The organism is Conexibacter arvalis (genome assembly GCF_014199525.1).
Lineage (GTDB): Bacteria > Actinomycetota > Thermoleophilia > Solirubrobacterales > Solirubrobacteraceae > Conexibacter > Conexibacter arvalis.
Genome location: NZ_JACHNU010000001.1, coordinates 461,001 through 477,449 on the forward strand (window position 1 = coordinate 461,001; position 16,449 = coordinate 477,449).

Sequence of the window (16,449 nt, forward strand, 5' to 3'; positions counted from 1 at the left end):
TACTCGTCCCATGACGACCACTCGACCCCCGCAGATCGTGGCCTTCGGCGGCGGCGGGTTCTCGATGGAGGCCGGGAACCCGCTGCTGGACAACTACGTCCTGTCGCTCACGGGGAGCGATCGGCCGCGCGTCTGCTTCATCCCCACCGCCTCGGGCGACGCCGACCACTACGTCGTCCGCTTCTACCGCGCCTTCTCGCAGCGCTGCGAGACCTCCCACGTCTCGCTCTTCCGCCGCGACCGCGGCGACGGCGCCGTCGAGGGCGACCTCGCCGCGCACCTGCTCGCGCAGGACCTGATCTACGTCGGCGGCGGCAGCGTCGTCTCGCTGCTCGGCGCCTGGCGCGCCCACGGGCTCGACCGCGTCCTCAGGGCCGCGTGGCGCAACGGGGTCGTGCTGTGCGGCCTCTCCGCCGGCTCGCTCTGCTGGTTCTCGGAGGCGGTCACCGCCTTCCACGGCGCGCCGCGCGTCGTGCGCGGGCTCGGGCTGCTGCCCTTCTCCAACTGCGTCCACTACGACGGCGAGCCGGCGCGGCGCGAGGAGTACCGGCGCTTCGTCGGCGACGGCGTGCGGCCCGGCTACGCGGCCGACGACGGCGCGGCGCTCCACTTCGAGCACCGGCGGCTGCGCCACGTCGTCAGCTCGCGCCCGAGAGCGCAGGCCTACCGGGTCGAGCCGGTCGACGGCGAGATCGTCGAGACGGCGCTCGACCCGCGCTATCTCGGAACGGTGACGCCGGACCTGCTGATGACCGCGTGAGCGATCGACGGCGCATCGTCGCGATGGGCGGCGGCGGCTTCACGATGGAGCCCGACAACCCCGCCCTCGACGACTACATCCTGTCGCTGACCGACGCACGCGAGCCAAGGATCCTCTTCCTGCCGACCGCCTCCGGCGACCCGACCGCGCAGATCACCTCCTTCTACGGCCGCTTCGGCCGCACCGCGTCGGCGGCCCACCTGTCGCTGTTCCGCCGCCACGGCTCGTCGCGCACGCTCGCCGACATCGTGCTGGAGCAGGACGTGATCTACGTCGGCGGCGGCTCGATGCGCAACCTGCTCGCGATCTGGGCGGCGCACGGGCTCGACCTGCTGCTGCGCGAGGCGTGGGAGCGCGGGATCGTGCTCGCCGGCCTCAGCGCCGGGGCGATGTGCTGGTTCGAGGGCGGCATCACCCGCTCCGGCGGCCCGCCGGAGATCATCAGAGGGCTGGGGCTGCTGCCCGGCTCGTTCACCGTCCACGCCGACGGCGAGCCGGAGCGGCTGCCGGTCTGGCTGCACGCCGTCAGACGGGGCGAGCTGCCCGGCGGCTGGGCGGCCGACGACGGCGTCGGCCTGCTCTTCCACGGCAGGAAGATGGCGAAGGTCGTCAGCTCGCGGCCGGGGACGGCCGCGCTCCGGGTCGACGCGATCGGCGGCGAGCTGGTCCGTCACCGGATCGAGCCGCGGCTGCTCGGCCGCACGGCCGGCAGACCGCTGGAGACGCCGACATCCGACGCGATCCGCGAGCTGCGCGACCTGCGCCGCGGCGGGCTGCGGCGCGACTGAGCGGGCGGGCCGTGCGAGCCCGGCGCGCCGCTGCGCATGCGCGGGGCTGCACGGAGGCGGGCGGCGCCGTCGCCGCCGCTACCGCATGCGCAGCGGCTGGACCGAGGCGAGCGGGGCGAGCGCCGGGTAGGCGGCGGCGTAGCGCTCGGCGAGCGGCGCGTAGGCGGCGACCCAGTCGGGGCGCGGCGCGACCGTCCGCTCGGCGCGCACGGTCGCGGCGACCGCGCTCGGGACGTCGGCGAAGATGCCGCCCGCGACGCCGCCGAGCAGCGCCGCGCCGAAGGCGGCGCCGTCGGGGATCGCGCACAGCTCCAGCGGCAGGTCGAGCACGGCGGCGACGATCTCGCGCCACAGCGGAGAGCGCGCGCCGCCGCCGGAGAGCCGGGCGACGTCGTGGCGCCGCGCCGGGTCGACCAGCAGCAGCGACTCGCGCAGCGCGAAGGCGACGCCCTCCAGCACCGCCCGCACGAGCGCGCCGCGCGTGTGGTGGAGCGAGAGGCCGAGGAAGGCGCCGCGCACGTCGGGGTCGGCGTGGGGCGTCCGCTCGCCGGCGAGGTACGGTGCGAAGAGGACGCCGTCGGCGCCCGGCGGCACCTCGGCCGCCTCGGCCAGCAGGCGGTCGATCGGCACCTCGCCGAAGGCGCGCTTCAGCCAGGCGAGCGCGCCGCCGGCCGACAGCACGACGCCCATCGTGTGCCACGTCGCCGGCGCCGCGTGGCAGAAGGCGTGGACGCGGCCGGCGCCGTCGTAGCGGTAGGCGGCCTCGCCGCCGAAGACGACGCCGGAGGTGCCGAGCACGACCGACAGCGGGTCGCCGGGTCCGATCGCGCCGACGCCGAGCGCGCCGGCGGCCTGGTCGCCGGCGCCGGCCGCGACCGGCACGCCGCCGGCACGGCCGCGCCGCCCGCCGGCGCCGCGCGCCGCGCCCTCCGCCGCACCGGGCGCGCCACCGCCGGCCGCGCCCGCCACGCCCGCCGCCGCACCGGGGGCGCCACGGCCGCCCGCGCCCGCCGCGCCCGCCGCCGCACCGCCGCCGCCCGCCGCGTCCGCGTACGCCATCCCGCTCACGTCGGGCGACTCCAGCACCCGCGGCAGCCACGCGCGCTCGACCTCGAGCGCGTCGAGCAGCTCGCCGCTCCAGTCGCGCGCCGCGACGTCGAGCAGCAGCGTGCCCGACAGGTCTGCGACGTCGCTGGCCAGCTCGCCGCACAGCCGCAGCCGGACGTAGTCCTTCGGCAGCGCGATCGCGGCGATCCGCGCCCACAGCTCGGGCTCGTGTCGCCGCATCCACAGCAGCTTCGGCGCGGTGAAGCCGGCGAGCGCGCGGTTGCCGGTCAGCGCGACGAGCCGCTCGCGGCCGATCCGCCGCTCGATCTCGTCGCATTCGGCGCCGGTGCGCGCGTCGTTCCAGAGGATCGCCGGACGCAGGGGACGGCCGGCGCGGTCGAGCGCGACCAGCCCGTGCATCTGGCCGCTCAAGCCGATGCCGTCGGCGTCGGCCGCGCCGACCTCGGCGAGCACCGCCTCGGCGGCCGCCCACCACAGCTCGGGATCCTGCTCGGCCCAGCCCGGTCGCGGCGTCGCGACCGGGTAGGCGCGCTCGGCGCGGGCGAGCACCGTCCCGTCGGGGTCGATCGCCAGGCCCTTGACGGAGGAGGTGCCGACGTCGAGGCCGACCAGCCGCGCGCTCACGCCCGCGATCCTCTCATGCGTCGTCGCGCCGTCTGTTGGTCGTCGCGTCGATCACGACCGCGAGCACGAGCACCGCGCCGGTGACCATGAACTTGACCGACGACTCGAGCGCCAGCAGGTCCATGCCGTTGGAGACCGAGCCGATCACGAGCGCGCCCAGCAGCGCCGACCAGACCGAGCCGCGGCCGCCGAACAGCGAGGTGCCGCCGATCACGGCGCCGGCGATCGCGTTCAGCAGCACGTCGCCGGAGCCCGACGCCTGGTTGACCGCCAGCAGGCGCGAGGCGGCGAGGATGCCGCCGGCGGCCGCGAAGGTCGACGCCAGCACGAAGACGAGCAGGCGGATCCGCTTGACCTTGATGCCGACCCGCCGCGCCGCCTTCGCGTTGCCGCCGATCGCGAACAGGTGGCGGCCGAACAGCGTCCGGCGGCAGACGAGGTCCATCGCGATCACGAGGCCGAGGAAGATCAGCACCGACAGCGGCACGCCGCGCGCGGAGCCGAACATCAGCAGCGCGGCGACGCCGACGGCGGCCGGCAGCGCGATCCGCACGACGTCCCACGCGACGGCGCCGACCGGCAGCCCGGCGGCGGTCCGCGAGCGGCGGCTGCGGACGGTCGCGACGACCGCGACGGCGAGGCCGGCGGCGGCGAGCGCCCAGCCGACCTCGGCCGGGTAGAAGGTGCTCGTCAGGCCGGTGATCGTCGGGTCGGTGACGTTGATCGAGCCGGTGTCGCCGAGCACCATCAGCTGCGCGCCCTGCCAGGCGATCAGGCCGCCGAGCGTGACGACGAACGACGGCACGCCGAAGGCGGTGACGATCGCGCCCTGGAGCAGGCCGATCGCCGCGCCGGCGAGCAGCGCGAGCACGATCGCCAGCACCGGGTCGAGGCCGTGCTTGACGTTCAGCACCGCCATGATGCCGGCGCAGAGGCCGCTGACGGAGCCGATCGAGAGGTCGATCTCGCCGAGCAGCAGCACGAGCACGACGCCGATCGAGATCGTCCCGACGGCGGCGATCTGCAGCGCGAGGTTGGTGAGGTTGGTGGCCGTCAGGAAGCGGTCGTGCGCGAGCGCGAAGACCGTCCAGATCACCACCAGGCCGATCACGACCTGGAGCGAGCCGAGCTTCGCCGCGTTCAGCGACGAGAAGGCGAACAGCCGCTTCAGCGGCGAGCCCTCCGGCCCGCCGCCGGCGTCGGGCGGCCCGCCGGCCGGCTGCGGGGCGGGGGCGGTCGAGAGCGACATCAGGCGAACCCTCCCGCCGCGACCGGGATCCCGCCGTCGGCGCCGGTGATCGCGGCGACGACGGCCTGCTGCTGCTCGGCGACCGCCGGCAGCGTCGCGACCCGTCTGCCGAGCCGCAGGACGATGACGCGATCTGCCACCGCGAACACCTCCGCCATGTTGTGGGAGATCAGCACGACGCCGAGGCCGCGCGCCTTCAGCCGGCGCACGAGGTCGAGCACCTGCTCCTTCTGCACGAGCCCGAGCGCCGCGGTCGGCTCGTCGAGCAGCACGACCCTTGGGGCGCCGAGCAGCGTGCGCGCGATCGCGATGCACTGCCGCTGGCCGCCCGAGAGCATGCCGACGGGCGTGCGCAGCGATGGCACGCGCACCGACAGCTCGTCGAGCAGGCCGACCGCTCTGCGCTCCATCTCGACCTCGGAGAGGACCGCGGCGGCATGCGTCTCGTGACCGAGATGGAGGTTGGCGACGACGTCGAGGTTGTCGCACAGCGCGAGGTCCTGGTAGACGGTCGCGACGCCGAGCCGGCTGGCGTCGGCGGGGCTTCCGAGCGAGACCTCCCTGCCGTCGAAGCGGACCTCCGCGGTGTCGGGGACGAGCGTCCCCGACATCACCTGGATCAGCGTCGACTTGCCGGCGCCGTTGTCGCCGACGAGCGCGACGACCTCGCCGGCGGCGACTTCGAACGAGACGTCGTCGAGCGCTCTGACGGCGCCGAAGCGCTTGCTGACGCCGCGCAGCGACAGCAGCGGCTCCCGTTCCTCCTTCACGGTCACGCGATTCACGTCCCTACAGCAGCCCGGCGTCTCTGCAGGCGGCTCTGTACGGCGCGGTGCAGATCTGCTCGACGGTCAGGAACCCGTCTCTGACGACGGTGTCGGCGACGTTGTCCCGCTTCACCAGGACCGGCTCGTAGAGGTAGGTCGGGACCTGCTTCTGGCCGTTGTCGACCTCGCCGTTGATGATCCCGGCCGGCGGCTCTCTGCCCTGCGCGAGCGCGACGGCGATCTCGGCCGCTCTGGCGCCGAAGACGGGGATCGGCTGGTAGATCGTGTTGAGCTGCTCGCCGGCGAGGATCCGCTGGATCGCGGCGAGCTCGGCGTCCTGGCCGGTGACGGGCTTGGTCGACGGGTCGATGCCGGCGCCCTTCATCGCGGCGATCGAGCCGCCGCCGGTGCCGTCGTTGGCGGCGTAGATCGCGTCGAAGCCGTCCTTGCCGACGGCGGTGATCGCCTGCTCGACCTGCGCCTGCGCTCTCTGCGGGTCCCAGTTCGGAGTGTCGTACTCCTTGACGACTCTGAGGTCGCTGGCGTCGATGACGTTGTGGGCGCCTCTCTTGTAGAGCGGGGCGGCCTGGTCGGTCGGCGAGCCGTTGACCATGATGATGCTGCCGTCGCCCTTGCCGTCCCTCTCGAGCGTCTCGACGAGGTCTCTCGCCTGCATCTCGCCGACCTCGACGGGGTCGAGCGTGATGCCGTAGTCGACGTCCGCGTTCTGGATGATGCGGCCGTAGGAGATGACCTTGACGTCCTGCTGGTGGGCCTTCGCGACGATGCCGGCGGCGGCGTCGGTGTCGACGGCGGTGATCACGAGCACCTTCGCGCCGTTGGTGATCGCGGCCTCGGCCTGGCTCTGCTGCTTGGCGGCGTCGCCCTGGGCGTTGTACGTCATCACCTTGCAGTCGGGGCAGGCTCTTCTCGCCGCCTCGACGAACGCGGGGCGGTCCTGCTGCTCCCAGCGCGTCAGGACGGTGTCGGGCAGCAGGAAGGCGACCGAGCCGGCGTCGCCGCTGCTGCCGCCGCCGGTCGTCGACCCGTCGTCGTCGCTCGATCCGCAGCCGGCCAGCGCCGCGGCGGCCGCGATCGCCAGCAGTGGCACCAGCTTGCGCATATGCGCGATGTTCCTCATGTCAACCGCCTCTCTCCCTGTCGCCGCGGGCTTGCAATGGCGGCGACTTTGTAAGTAACCTTCCCTAACGAACGATGGAAGAGATACTGCCCGACACCCGACATGTCAAGGAGGCGACCGGCTCGCCGGCCCTCATGCGACGGCTCAACGCCGGGCGGATCCTCCGCGAGCTGCGCACCTCCGGCCCGCGCTCGCGCGCCGAGCTGGCCCGCGTCACGGGCCTCTCGAAGCCGACCGTCAACGGGGTCGTCGAGGAGCTCCACCGCGCCGGCTGGGTCGAGCCGGTCGAAGGCGCCGACGGCCCGCCCCAGCGCACCGGGCGCCCGGCGCAGCTGTACGCCTTCCGGGCCGACTTCGGGCACGTGCTCGGGATCGACATCGGCGCCGACAAGCTGATGCTGCTGCTCGCAGACGCGACCGGCGAGGTCGTCGCGCGCGCCCGCCGCAGCCTGCGCGAGCTGGCTCCCCGTGGCCCGCAGGCGATCCTCGACGAGGTCGCCCGCAGCGCCCCCGCGCTGCTCGCGGGCGCCGGCGTCGCGCCCGAGCGGCTGCTCGCCGTCGTCGCCGGCACGCCCGGCGTCGTCTCCGCCGACGGCGTCGTCACGACCGTGCCGCAGCTGCGCGACTGGGAGGGGATCCCGCTGCGCGCGCGGCTGCAGGAGATCTTCGACTGCCCCGTCCAGGTCGACCGCGAGGTCCATCTGTCGCTGCTCGCCGAGCAGTGGCACGGCCTCGCCGCCGGCCTCGACGACGCGCTCTACGTGCAGGTCGGGATGGGCGTCGGCGCGGCGCTGCTCGTCAACGGCCAGGTCGTCCGCGGCGCCGACGGCGGCGCCGGCGAGATCGGCCTGATGCCGCTCGGCGGCGCGCTCGCCGCCGGCGCCTCCGAGCGCGGCGGCTTCGGCCCGTTCGAGACCGCGACCGGCGGCGTCGGCATCGCGCGCCGCGCACAGGCGGCCGCCCTGACCCCGGACGGCGCGCGGCTGCTCGAGCTGGCCGGCGGCGACGTCGCGGCGATCGAGGCGAAGACGGTCTTCGACGCCGCCGCCGAGGGCGACGCGACCGCCCGCGCGATCGTCGACGAGGCGGTCGCCGTGCTCGGCCAGGGGATCGCCTGCCTCGCCTGCGCGCTCAACCCGCGCACGGTGATCGTCAGCGGCGGCCTCTCGCGCGCCGGCGAGGCGCTCGTCGGCCCGCTGCGCGACGAGGTCGCGCGCTACGTCCCCTTCACGCCGCGATTCCTGATCTCGACCCTCAGCGACGAGGCGGTCGCGCTCGGCGCCGTCCGCCGCGCCACCGAGATCGTGGAGCGCACGCATCTCGCCGAACCCGAGCTCGCAGGGAGCACCAGATAGATGAGAGTCCTCGCCGTCGCCGCCCACCCGGACGACCTCGAGCTGCTGTGCGGCGGCACGCTCGCCCGCCTCGCCGCCGAAGGCCACGCGGTGACGATGTGCAACGTCTGCGCGGGTGACCGCGGCAGCTTCGTCCACAGCTCCGAGGAGATCCGCGCGATCCGCCTCCAGGAGGCGCGCAGGGCGGCCGAGATCGGCGGCGCCGCGCACGTCTCGCTCGGCATCCCCGACGGGGAGGCCGACGGCTCCGACCCCGAGCAGCGATGGCTGGTGATCGACCTGATCCGCCGCACGCGCCCCCAGCTCGTGCTGACGCACGCCGAGGGCGACTACATGCGCGACCACAACGAGGTCTCGCGCCTCGTCGTCGACGCCAGCTTCACGGCGACGCTCCCGCTGCTGGAGACCGACGCGCCCCACCACGACGAGGTCGCCGCCGTCTACCACTTCGACACCGTCGCGGGCGTCGGCTTCTCGCCGACCGAGTACGTGGACGTCAGCGACCACATCGAGACGAAGCTGGCGATGCTCGGCGCCCACGACAGCCAGCTGTCGTGGCTGCGCGAGCACGACGGCGTCGACATCGTCGAGCAGGCGCGGATCGCGTCCGCCTACCGCGGCTTCCAGAGCGGCGTCGCCTACGCGGAGGGCTTCGCGCCCTGCCGCACGTGGCTCCGCAACCGCACCGTCCGCCTGCTGCCGTGAAGCACCCGAAAGGACCGACCGTGACCCCGACGACGACGTTCTCCTACGACCTTGCCGGCGTGAGCGCCTTCCGCGACCGCGACGCCTGCGAGCGAGTCCGCGCGATCCCGCGCGCGACGCTGGAGCGCGGAGAGCACCCCAACCCCGACTTCCGCATCTCCGTCGTCGACGACCCCGCCGTCTTCTACCGGCGCTTCGCCGACGACATCCTCGGCCGCATCACGGCCGCCCGCGACGCCGGCGAGCAGTTCGTCGCGATCCTGCCGGTCGGGCCGGTGCCGCAGTTCGAGCTGGCGGCGCGCGCGATCAACGAGCGGCGGATCTCGCTGCGCCACGTCCACACGTTCAACATGGACGAGTACGCCGACGACGAGGGCCGCACCGCCCCGCCGTCGTGGGAGGGCTCGTTCCAGCGCGCGATGTGGCAGCACTTCTTCGGCCGCATCGACCCGGAGCTGCGCCCGCCGGAGGAGCAGATCCACTTCCCGACCAGCGAGAAGATCGGCGACTACAGCGCCCGCCTGGAGGCGCTCGGAGGCGCCGACGCCTGCTATGGCGGCATCGGCTGGTCGGGCCACATCGCCTTCTGGGAGCCGCACCTCGGCCACGAGTTCGACGGCGACCTCGACGCCTACCGCGCCGCCGGCGCGCGCACCGTCGACCTCCACCCGATGACGGTGATGCAGAACGCGCTGCACTCGTTCGGCGGCGACTGGTCGTGGGTCCCGCCGAAGGCGAACACGATCGGCCCGCGCGAGATCCTTGGCGCCAAGCACCGCTCCTTCTGGCTCGACGGCGACCTCGGCGGCGGCTTCTCATGGCAGCGCTTCATCGCCCGCCTCGTCGCCTACGGCCCCGTCTCGGAGTTCGTGCCCGGCACGCTCCTGCAGGAGACGCGGACCGACTACACGCTGCTCGGCAGCGTCGCCGACGACCTCGCGGTCGACATGTCGTAGCGATCACGGCCCGTGTGGTCGAGCGGCTGGCGGCTCGACCACACGGGAGTTGCATAAATTGCGGTTCCTGCGCGCGCGTGCAACTATGGCTATTCATGCAGGAGCGCCACCACCGCCGACGGCCGCTCGAACGTCCGGTGCGCGAGCGCCTTTCGTCTGTGCTCGCCGAGCTGTTCGACGGGGAGGCAGGCCTCCGCTTCGGCTCCGACGTTGCCGGAATCGACGCGGTCGCACGCATCCACGGCCGAGATCTGTGCCTCCATGTCACGCCGTCGTCGCGCCCCGGCGCGATCGACGACGCTGCGACGCAGCTCCGAGAGGTCATGGAATCCGCGGATCCGATCGCCGACGTGGCGGTCGTCGTCCCCTACATGACACGAGCCGGCATGCAGACGGCACGAGAGCGCGGCCTCGATTGGATCGACCTCGCCGGCAATGCCCAGCTCTTCGGCGAGCACTACTACGTGCACGTTCGCGGACGCCCGGACGTGATGAGACCGCGGGGACGTCCCTCCTCTCCCTTCGCCCCCAAGAGCTCGCGCGTCTCCCGAGCGCTGCTGCTGGACCCGTCGAGATGGTGGCGCCAGTCCGATCTCGCAGCGTCGACCGGGCTCGACGACAGCCTCGTGTCGCGCGTCGTGAGACGACTCGACGAGGAGCGCCTGCTGGAGCGCGACGGACGGCGGCTGCGACCCCGCGATCCCGACCTGCTGCTCGACGCCTGGGATGACGACTATGACTTCGCCCAGCACGAGATCGTCCCCGGCCACCTCTCGGGGTCGTCCACGGCGCTGACCGAACAGCTGCATGTCCGCCTCCACGACGTCGGCATCGAACACGCGTTCACCGGTCTTCCCGCCGCCTGGCTGATCGACGAGTACGCTCGCTTCCGGCTGTGCAGCGTCTACGTGCACGGTGATCCGCATTCGGCGGCAGACGCGATCGGCCTGCGGCAGAACGAGCGGGGAGCGAACGTTCAGCTGGTAGCCCCCAACGACGAGGGCGTGTTCGCCGGTGGAGCCCTCCGGCAGCGGATCCCCTGCGTCGCCCCGGTCCAGGTCTACCTCGATCTGCGACACCTTCCCGAGCGCGCCGAGGACGCGGCGACGCAGCTCCGTGGACGACTCTGGCGTCGCGGCTGACCGCCCGCGCGTGCGCGGCGACTATGCCGCCGGCGAGACCGAGCAGGTGCGGTCGGCCTGCCTCACCGTCGCGGTGGCGCTCGGCTCCTTGCTCGACGAGATCTGCATCGTCGGGGGCCTCGTCCCTCTCCTGCTCGTCGATCAGACCGCGCCGGGCCCAGACGGACCGCACATCGGAACGAACGACCTCGACGTCGGACTGGCGATCACGCTGCTCGACGACGCGCGATACGCGGAGATCGCGACGCAGCTGCGACAGGAGCGGTTCGAACCGGACGTCAACGCGAACGGGAACCCGACGAGCCAGCGCTGGAGACTGCAGGGCAGGAAGGTCACGATCGATTTCCTGATCGCACCGCCGGAACCGGACGCGGAGCCGGCGAGCGTGAAACACCTCCTCCCCGACCTCGGCGCGTACGTCGTGCCCGGCGTGGCGCTGGCGTTCGAGGAGCGAGTCTGGACACCGCTCGAAGGCCACACGCTGAGAGGTGAGCGAGCCAGACGCGAGATACCGGTCTGCGGGCCAGGCGCATTCGTCGTGCTGAAGGCGCTCGCTTTCGCCGGCCGCGGCAAACCGAAGGACGTCTACGACCTCATCTACCTGCTGCGCAACTGGAGCCGCGGGCAAGCGGATGTGGTGAACCGTCTGCGAGTGCACGCACACACGCAGCAAGAGCTCGTCAGCGAGGCGTTCGACGTCCTCGCACGCGACTTCGCCACGCTCGACAGCGTCGGACCGTCGCGTGCGGCGGAGTTCCTGGACGGCCCCGATCACGACGCCGACCTCGCCGACGCTCACGGTGAGATCTCGGACCTCCTGACCGCCTGTCGAGCGGCGGGGATCCTGGGCTAGGGAAGTGGCGGGAAGCGGCCCGGTGCGATCCGCACCACCAGCACACCGGGCCGCCTCCTCGCCGGGGCCGACGGGAGGGCACGCTCCCGTCCGCCGCCGCGCGCGCGAGGGGCACGCCTCGCACGCGCGCGTCTCGGCGCCGGCCTCGCGGCCCGCGCCGAGAGGCGTTGGCTATCTGAGCTCCTGCGAGCTCTTGCCGAGCAGCTGGCGGGCGATGATCAGCAGCTGGATCTGCTGGGTGCCCTCGAAGATGTCGAGGATCTTGCCGTCGCGCGCCCACTTCTCCAGCAGCAGCTCCTCGCCGTAGCCGCGCGCGCCGCAGAGGCGCACGCAGCGCAGCGCGACGTCGACGCAGGTGCGGCCGGCCTTCGCCTTGGCGTAGGAGGCCTGCAGCGAGTTGGGCTTGCTGTTGTCGGCCATCCAGGTGGCCTCCATCGTCAGCAGGCGGGCGGCCTCGTAGTCGGCCTCCATCGACAGGTACTCGGCGGCGGCCGCGTGCTGCGACTGGGCCGGCTTGTCGTAGTCGACCTCGACGCCGGCCTCGGCGAGCAGCTCCTTCGTCTGCTCCAGGCAGGCGCGCGTCAGCCCGACGGCCATCGCGGCGACGAGCGGCCGCGTGTTGTCGAACGTCTGCATGACGCCCGCGAAGCCTCTCTTGACGTCGACCTCGGGCGAGCCGAGCAGGTTCTCTCTCGGCACGCGGCAGTTGTCGAGGATGAACGCCGCGGTGTCGGAGGCGCGGATGCCGAGCTTGTGCTCGAGGCGGTCGAGCTTCATGCCCGGGTTGGAGCGCTCGACGACGAACGACTTGATCGCCGCGCGACCCTTGCTGCGGTCGAGCGTCGCCCACACGACGACGAGGTCGGCGCGCTCGCCCGAGGTGACGTAGATCTTCTCGCCGTTGAGGACGTACTCGCCGGTTCTCTCGTCGTACTCGGCGGTCGTGCGGATGGCGGCGGAGTCCGAGCCGGCCTCCGGCTCGGTGATCGCCATCGCCGCCCACTTGCCTCTGAAGCGCTCCAGCTGCTCGTCGTTGGCGACCGACGCGATCGCCGAGTTGCCGAGGCCCTGGCGCGGCATCGACAGCAGCAGGCCGACGTCGCCCCAGCACAGCTCCATGATCCCGAGCGCGGTCGACATGTTCGAGCCGTTGCGGATCTCGTCGCCGTTGCCCTCCTGGCGGCGCACGCCGCCGGCGCCGGCGCCGCCGCCCATGTCGGAGCCGTCGTTCATGCCGTCGAGCAGCGCCGCCAGCATGTCGAGCTCTCTCGGGTAGGCGTGCTCCTCCTGGTCGTACTTGCGCGAGACCGGGCGGAAGATCTCCTCCGCCACCTGGTGGGCCTGGCCGACCAGCGGGAGGAACTTCTTCGGTGTTTCGAGGTTCATCATGAGATCGGTTTCCTCTTCCGGATCGGGCCGCTAGACGAGCAGGGCGCCCTCGGCGACGCCGACGGCACGCAGGTCGCGGTACCAGCGCTCGACCGGGTGCTCCTTGATGTAGCCGTGGCCGCCGAGCAGCTGGACGGCCTCGGAGCCGATCGCCGCGCCCTTCTCGCTGCAGAGATGCCGCGCCAGCGCGACCTCGCGGCCGAACTCCTTGTCGGCGTCGGCGCGGGCCGCCGCGCGCAGCGTCGCCAGCCGCATGCCCTCCAGCTCGATCGCGATGTTGGAGACGGCGAACGCGACCGACTGGCGGTGCGAGATCGGCTCGCCGAAGGCGACGCGCTCGTTGACGTACGGGATCACGTAGTCGAGCGCCGCCTTGCCGGCGCCGACCGACAGCGCGCACCAGCCAAGGCGGGCGCGGCGGATCGCCTCCGCGTAGACCTTCGGCGAGCCGTCGCCGAGCAGCGCGCCGGCGGCGACGCGGACGTCCTCCAGCAGCACCTCGCCGAAGCCGCCGGCGCGGACGCCCATCCCCGGCGCCGGCTTCGCGAGCACGCCGTCGGCCTTCGTCTCGACGAGGAAGAGGCCCGGGCCGTGGCCGGCGATTCTGGCGGCGACGATCAGCAGCTCGGCCTCGCTCGCGCGCGGCACGAGCGCCTTCACGCCGGAGAGGACGTAGTCGGCGCCGTCGATGCGGGCTGTCGTCTGCAGCTCGAACGGATCGAACAGCGCGCGCGGCTCGGCGACGGCGAAGGCGGCGACGGCCGGCTCGTCCTCCAGCAGCGCCGGCAGGTAGGTGCCCTGCTGCTGGGCGTCGCCCCACAGCGACAGCGCGGTCGCGACGCCGGCCGGCGCGAGCGCGGCGACGGCGAGGCCCATGTCGCCGTGCGCGAGCGCCTCGGCGGCGAGCACGGTCGTGACGGCCGAGCGCTCGCTGACGGCGCCGCCGAGCTCCTCCGGCACGCCGAGCATCGTCAGGCCGAGCTCGTTGGCCTCGGCGAGCAGCTCCTTCGGCGCCGCGGCGGCCTCGTCGGCCTTCAGCGCGTTCGGGCGCAGTCTCTCGGCGGCGAAGTCGCGGAAGGCCTCGGCCAGCATCGCCTGCTCGTCGGTCGGCGTGAGGTCGAAGATCCCCGAGCCCGACGGCTTCAGGCGCGCCGGCTGCTTGCCGTTGCGCTGCACCTGCTTGAAGGTGCGGTTGGCGGCGCCGACGGCGCGGAAGCCGTCGCGCGTCGCGCGGTAGACGACGGCCTCGGACTGCTTGCGGATGCCGAGCTTGTCGACGAGGTCCGAGCCCGCGAACTTGCCCAGCGCCCGCAGGCCCAGGCCCATGCTGCGATCTGCGACGCTCACGCGGCAGTCACCGTTCCTTCCAGATGGATCTTCGTGTCGTCTTTGGGGTTGCGGACGGCGAAGCGGCCGTCCTCGGCGGCGAACGTCACCTTCGACGGCAGCAGCACCGGCCGCTTGAAGGTGACGTCGACGGCGTAGGCGTCCGGCAGCGTCGACTCCAGCGCCGCCAGGCAGCGGGCCTTCGTCCACATGCCGTGGGCGATCGCGCGCGGGAAGCCGAACGCCTTCGCCGTCAGCGCGTGGAGGTGGATCGGGTTGCGGTCGCCGGAGACGGCGCCGTAGCGGCGGCCGAGCTCCTCGCCGAGCTTCCACTGCGCGACGAAGGGCAATTGGCTGGCGCCGATTGCCTCAGGCGGCTTGGGCGCGCTCTTGTCGCCCGTGCCGCGGCGCAGCATCGTGCTCGCGTCCTGCCACACCAGCTCGTCGCCGACGCGCGCCTCGCTCACGATCGTGAACGTCCTGCCCTTCGGGTGGGGCTGGAGCGGCATCGTCGAGACGCGCAGGTCGAACCGCTCGCCGGCCTCCACCGGGCGCAGCTGCGTGATGCGGTTGCGCAGGTGGACGAGGCCGACGGCGCCGAACGGGAACGAGCCGTCGGTCATCAGCGCCATGTGCAGCGGGAAGGCCTTCACGTGGATGAAGGTCGACGGCAGCGTGTCGCGCAGCGTGAAGCCGCAGACGCGGTCGTAGGCGGCCAGCTCGTCGCGCGTCGCCTTGACGCCGTCGAGCGTCAGGACCGTTCTCGGGATCTTCGAGCCGCCGCCCGCGACGAACGGCAGCAGCGAGGCGCCCGGGATCAGCGGCAGCGCGGCCTTCGCGTAGAGACCGGCGGTGCCGGGCGAGGAGCGCAGCGCGCGCGTCTTGGCAGTGGCGGCGGCCATCGCGCTACGCCCCCAGCAGGCTCTGGCCGCAGACGCGGACGGTGTTGCCGTTGACGCCGGTCGAGGCCGGGCTGGCGAAGTATGCGATCGCCTCGGCGACGTCGACCGGCAGCCCGCCCTGCGAGAGCGAGTTCATGCGGCGGCCGGCCTCGCGCGTGGCGAACGGGATCTTCGCCGTCATCTGGGTCTCGATGAAGCCCGGGGCGACGGCGTTGATCGTCGCGCCGCGCGCGGCGAGCGTGTCGGCGTAGGCGTCGACGAGGCCGATCACGCCGGCCTTCGAGGTCGCGTAGTTGGTCTGGCCGAAGTTGCCGGCGATGCCCGCTATCGAGGCGACGCAGACGATCCGGCCGCCCTGGTTGAGGACCGCTCTGCTTCTGCCGGCGATCAGCGCGTCGGTGACCCGCTGGACGGCGGCGAGGTTGACCTCGATCACGCTGTCCCAGCGCGCCTCGTCCATCCGGCCGAGCGTCTTGTCGCGCGTGATGCCGGCGTTGTGGACGACGACGTCGACCCCGCCGTGCTCCTTCTTGAGGTAGGCGGCGATCTCTCTCGGGGCCTCCGCGGCGGTGATGTCGAGCGCCAGCGCCGAGCCGCCGAGCGAACCGGTGACGGCCTTCAGGTCGCCCTCCAGCGCGGGGATGTCGAGGCCGACGACGTGGGCGCCGTCGCGCGCGAGCGTCGCGGCGATCGCGGCGCCGATGCCGCGCGAGGCGCCGGTCACGAGCGCGACCTTGCCGGCGAGCGGTCTCTCCCAGTCGATCTCCGGGACGTCGCTGCCGGAGCCGACGCGGATCACCTGGCCGTCGACGTAGGCCGATCTGGAGCTGAGCAGGAAGCGCAGCGTCGAGTCGAGCTGGTCCTCGGCGCCCGGCTCGACGTAGACCAGCTGGGCAGTCGCGCCGGCCTTCAGCTCCTTGCCGGCGGCACGCGTGAAGCCCTCCAGCGAGCGCTGCGCGATCCGCTCGGAGGCCGATCTCGTCGCCGTCGGCGTCGTGCCGAGCACGACGAGGCGGCCGCTCTTGGCGACGCGGCGGATCGTCGGCGAGAAGAACTCGCGCAGCTCGCTCAGCTGGCCGGGCTCGGTGATGCCGGTCGCGTCGAAGACGAGCGCGGCGTACCTCTGCGTCGCGGCGGCGGCCGGCGTCCACGGGCCGGCGTCGAGTCCGGCCGCCGCCGCGGCGGCGCGGAGGTCCTCGCGCAGCGGGGTCGAGGCCTCCGCGCCGATCGACGCGGCCACCTTCGCGAGCGTCGTCGCGAGGCGGCCGCCGGGGGCGCCGCCGATCAGCACGCGCCCGTCGACGACCCTGTCGCCGGGCGTCCAGCGCTTCAGCGGGACCGGTGCGGGCAGTCCGATCTGCTTCTGGACGATTCTGCCGATCGGCGTGTTGATCAGCTCGGTGTAGCGGTCAGCCTGTGCCATG

Annotated in this window: 15 protein-coding genes; 7 read left to right on the top strand and 8 right to left on the bottom strand. The window is 73.1% G+C overall.

What is annotated here, in order from left to right:
* The first annotated feature begins 10 nt into the window (after window positions 1-10).
* Both BDZ31_RS02100 and BDZ31_RS02105 read left to right on the top strand, forming a co-directional pair.
* Window positions 11-760, top strand: a complete 750-nt coding sequence (locus tag BDZ31_RS02100; protein ID WP_183338506.1) for a Type 1 glutamine amidotransferase-like domain-containing protein — start codon at window positions 11-13, stop codon at window positions 758-760.
* On the top strand, window positions 757-1,548 hold the full coding sequence (locus BDZ31_RS02105) for a Type 1 glutamine amidotransferase-like domain-containing protein (protein WP_221242787.1): 792 nt from the start codon (window positions 757-759) through the stop codon (window positions 1,546-1,548). Before BDZ31_RS02100 ends, BDZ31_RS02105 begins: the two co-directional genes overlap by 4 nt.
* 78 nt (window positions 1,549-1,626) lie before the next feature.
* Here the strand turns inward: BDZ31_RS02105 and BDZ31_RS02110 are convergent, their stop codons facing one another.
* Genes BDZ31_RS02110 through BDZ31_RS02125 form a run of 4 tightly spaced genes read right to left on the bottom strand, consistent with a single transcriptional unit; the run spans window position 1,627 to window position 6,379 of the window.
* The gene (locus tag BDZ31_RS02110; RefSeq protein WP_183338508.1) at window positions 1,627-3,240 is read right to left on the bottom strand and encodes an FGGY family carbohydrate kinase; all 1,614 of its coding nucleotides are present in this window, start codon (window positions 3,238-3,240) and stop codon (window positions 1,627-1,629) included.
* Window positions 3,241-3,253: 13 nt separating this feature from the next.
* On the bottom strand, window positions 3,254-4,489 hold the full coding sequence (locus BDZ31_RS02115) for a sugar ABC transporter permease (RefSeq protein ID WP_183338510.1): 1,236 nt from the start codon (window positions 4,487-4,489) through the stop codon (window positions 3,254-3,256).
* Window positions 4,489-5,265 carry an ATP-binding cassette domain-containing protein gene (locus BDZ31_RS02120; RefSeq protein WP_343075505.1) on the bottom strand — a complete coding sequence of 259 codons (777 nt, stop codon included), beginning with the start codon at window positions 5,263-5,265 and terminating at the stop codon, window positions 4,489-4,491. Before BDZ31_RS02120 ends, BDZ31_RS02115 begins: the two co-directional genes overlap by 1 nt.
* Window positions 5,266-5,278: 13 nt before the next feature.
* On the bottom strand, window positions 5,279-6,379 hold the full coding sequence (locus BDZ31_RS02125) for an ABC transporter substrate-binding protein (protein WP_183338512.1): 1,101 nt from the start codon (window positions 6,377-6,379) through the stop codon (window positions 5,279-5,281).
* A gap of 92 nt (window positions 6,380-6,471) precedes the next feature.
* On the opposite strand from BDZ31_RS02125, the gene BDZ31_RS02130 reads away from it, so the two are divergent.
* The 5 genes from BDZ31_RS02130 (at window position 6,472) to BDZ31_RS02150 (ending at window position 11,408) form a co-directional block, all read left to right on the top strand.
* Complete coding sequence (locus BDZ31_RS02130) at window positions 6,472-7,752, top strand: ROK family transcriptional regulator (RefSeq protein WP_183338514.1); 1,281 nt, start codon at window positions 6,472-6,474, stop codon at window positions 7,750-7,752.
* A complete protein-coding gene (locus BDZ31_RS02135; RefSeq protein ID WP_183338516.1) occupies window positions 7,753-8,457 on the top strand; it encodes a PIG-L deacetylase family protein in 705 nt (234 codons plus the stop codon). It begins immediately after the preceding gene.
* A gap of 20 nt (window positions 8,458-8,477) precedes the next feature.
* Window positions 8,478-9,413: a sugar phosphate isomerase family gene (locus tag BDZ31_RS02140; protein WP_183338518.1), complete on the top strand. Its 936-nt coding sequence runs from the start codon at window positions 8,478-8,480 to the stop codon at window positions 9,411-9,413.
* 95 nt (window positions 9,414-9,508) lie between these two features.
* Complete coding sequence (locus BDZ31_RS02145; protein WP_183338520.1) at window positions 9,509-10,555, top strand: hypothetical protein; 1,047 nt, start codon at window positions 9,509-9,511, stop codon at window positions 10,553-10,555.
* The gene (locus BDZ31_RS02150; protein ID WP_183338522.1) at window positions 10,530-11,408 is read left to right on the top strand and encodes a nucleotidyl transferase AbiEii/AbiGii toxin family protein; all 879 of its coding nucleotides are present in this window, start codon (window positions 10,530-10,532) and stop codon (window positions 11,406-11,408) included. The genes BDZ31_RS02145 and BDZ31_RS02150 overlap by 26 nt, the downstream gene beginning before the upstream one ends.
* A gap of 171 nt (window positions 11,409-11,579) precedes the next feature.
* Here the strand turns inward: BDZ31_RS02150 and BDZ31_RS02155 are convergent, their stop codons facing one another.
* The 4 genes from BDZ31_RS02155 to BDZ31_RS02170 are packed head-to-tail and all read right to left on the bottom strand — an operon-like array spanning window position 11,580 to window position 16,448.
* Window positions 11,580-12,797: an acyl-CoA dehydrogenase family protein gene (locus tag BDZ31_RS02155; protein ID WP_183338524.1), complete on the bottom strand. Its 1,218-nt coding sequence runs from the start codon at window positions 12,795-12,797 to the stop codon at window positions 11,580-11,582.
* 30 nt (window positions 12,798-12,827) lie between these two features.
* Complete coding sequence (locus tag BDZ31_RS02160; RefSeq protein ID WP_183340942.1) at window positions 12,828-14,123, bottom strand: acyl-CoA dehydrogenase family protein; 1,296 nt, start codon at window positions 14,121-14,123, stop codon at window positions 12,828-12,830.
* Window positions 14,124-14,140: 17 nt separating this feature from the next.
* Entirely contained in the window at window positions 14,141-15,025 is an 885-nt protein-coding gene (locus BDZ31_RS02165) for a MaoC family dehydratase (RefSeq protein ID WP_183338526.1), read from the bottom strand.
* Between the two features lie 4 nt (window positions 15,026-15,029).
* Window positions 15,030-16,448 (bottom strand): 3-oxoacyl-ACP reductase, encoded by a 1,419-nt coding sequence (locus tag BDZ31_RS02170; protein ID WP_183338528.1) that lies wholly within the window; start codon window positions 16,446-16,448, stop codon window positions 15,030-15,032.
* Window position 16,449: the final 1 nt, after the last annotated feature.

What these genes read in the sequence shown, in the direction of transcription:
- BDZ31_RS02100 (WP_183338506.1), top strand. Translation starts at nt 11, where the DNA reads ATGACGACCACTCGACCCCCGCAGATCGTGGCCTTCGGCGGCGGCGGG.
- BDZ31_RS02115 (WP_183338510.1), bottom strand. Translation starts at nt 4,489, where the DNA reads ATGTCGCTCTCGACCGCCCCCGCCCCGCAGCCGGCCGGCGGGCCGCCC.
- BDZ31_RS02125 (WP_183338512.1), bottom strand. Translation starts at nt 6,379, where the DNA reads ATGCGCAAGCTGGTGCCACTGCTGGCGATCGCGGCCGCCGCGGCGCTG.
- BDZ31_RS02130 (WP_183338514.1), top strand. Translation starts at nt 6,472, where the DNA reads ATGGAAGAGATACTGCCCGACACCCGACATGTCAAGGAGGCGACCGGC.
- BDZ31_RS02135 (WP_183338516.1), top strand. Translation starts at nt 7,753, where the DNA reads ATGAGAGTCCTCGCCGTCGCCGCCCACCCGGACGACCTCGAGCTGCTG.
- BDZ31_RS02145 (WP_183338520.1), top strand. Translation starts at nt 9,509, where the DNA reads ATGCAGGAGCGCCACCACCGCCGACGGCCGCTCGAACGTCCGGTGCGC.
- BDZ31_RS02155 (WP_183338524.1), bottom strand. Translation starts at nt 12,797, where the DNA reads ATGATGAACCTCGAAACACCGAAGAAGTTCCTCCCGCTGGTCGGCCAG.
- BDZ31_RS02160 (WP_183340942.1), bottom strand. Translation starts at nt 14,123, where the DNA reads ATGGGCCTGGGCCTGCGGGCGCTGGGCAAGTTCGCGGGCTCGGACCTC.
- BDZ31_RS02165 (WP_183338526.1), bottom strand. Translation starts at nt 15,025, where the DNA reads ATGGCCGCCGCCACTGCCAAGACGCGCGCGCTGCGCTCCTCGCCCGGC.
- BDZ31_RS02170 (WP_183338528.1), bottom strand. Translation starts at nt 16,448, where the DNA reads ATGGCACAGGCTGACCGCTACACCGAGCTGATCAACACGCCGATCGGC.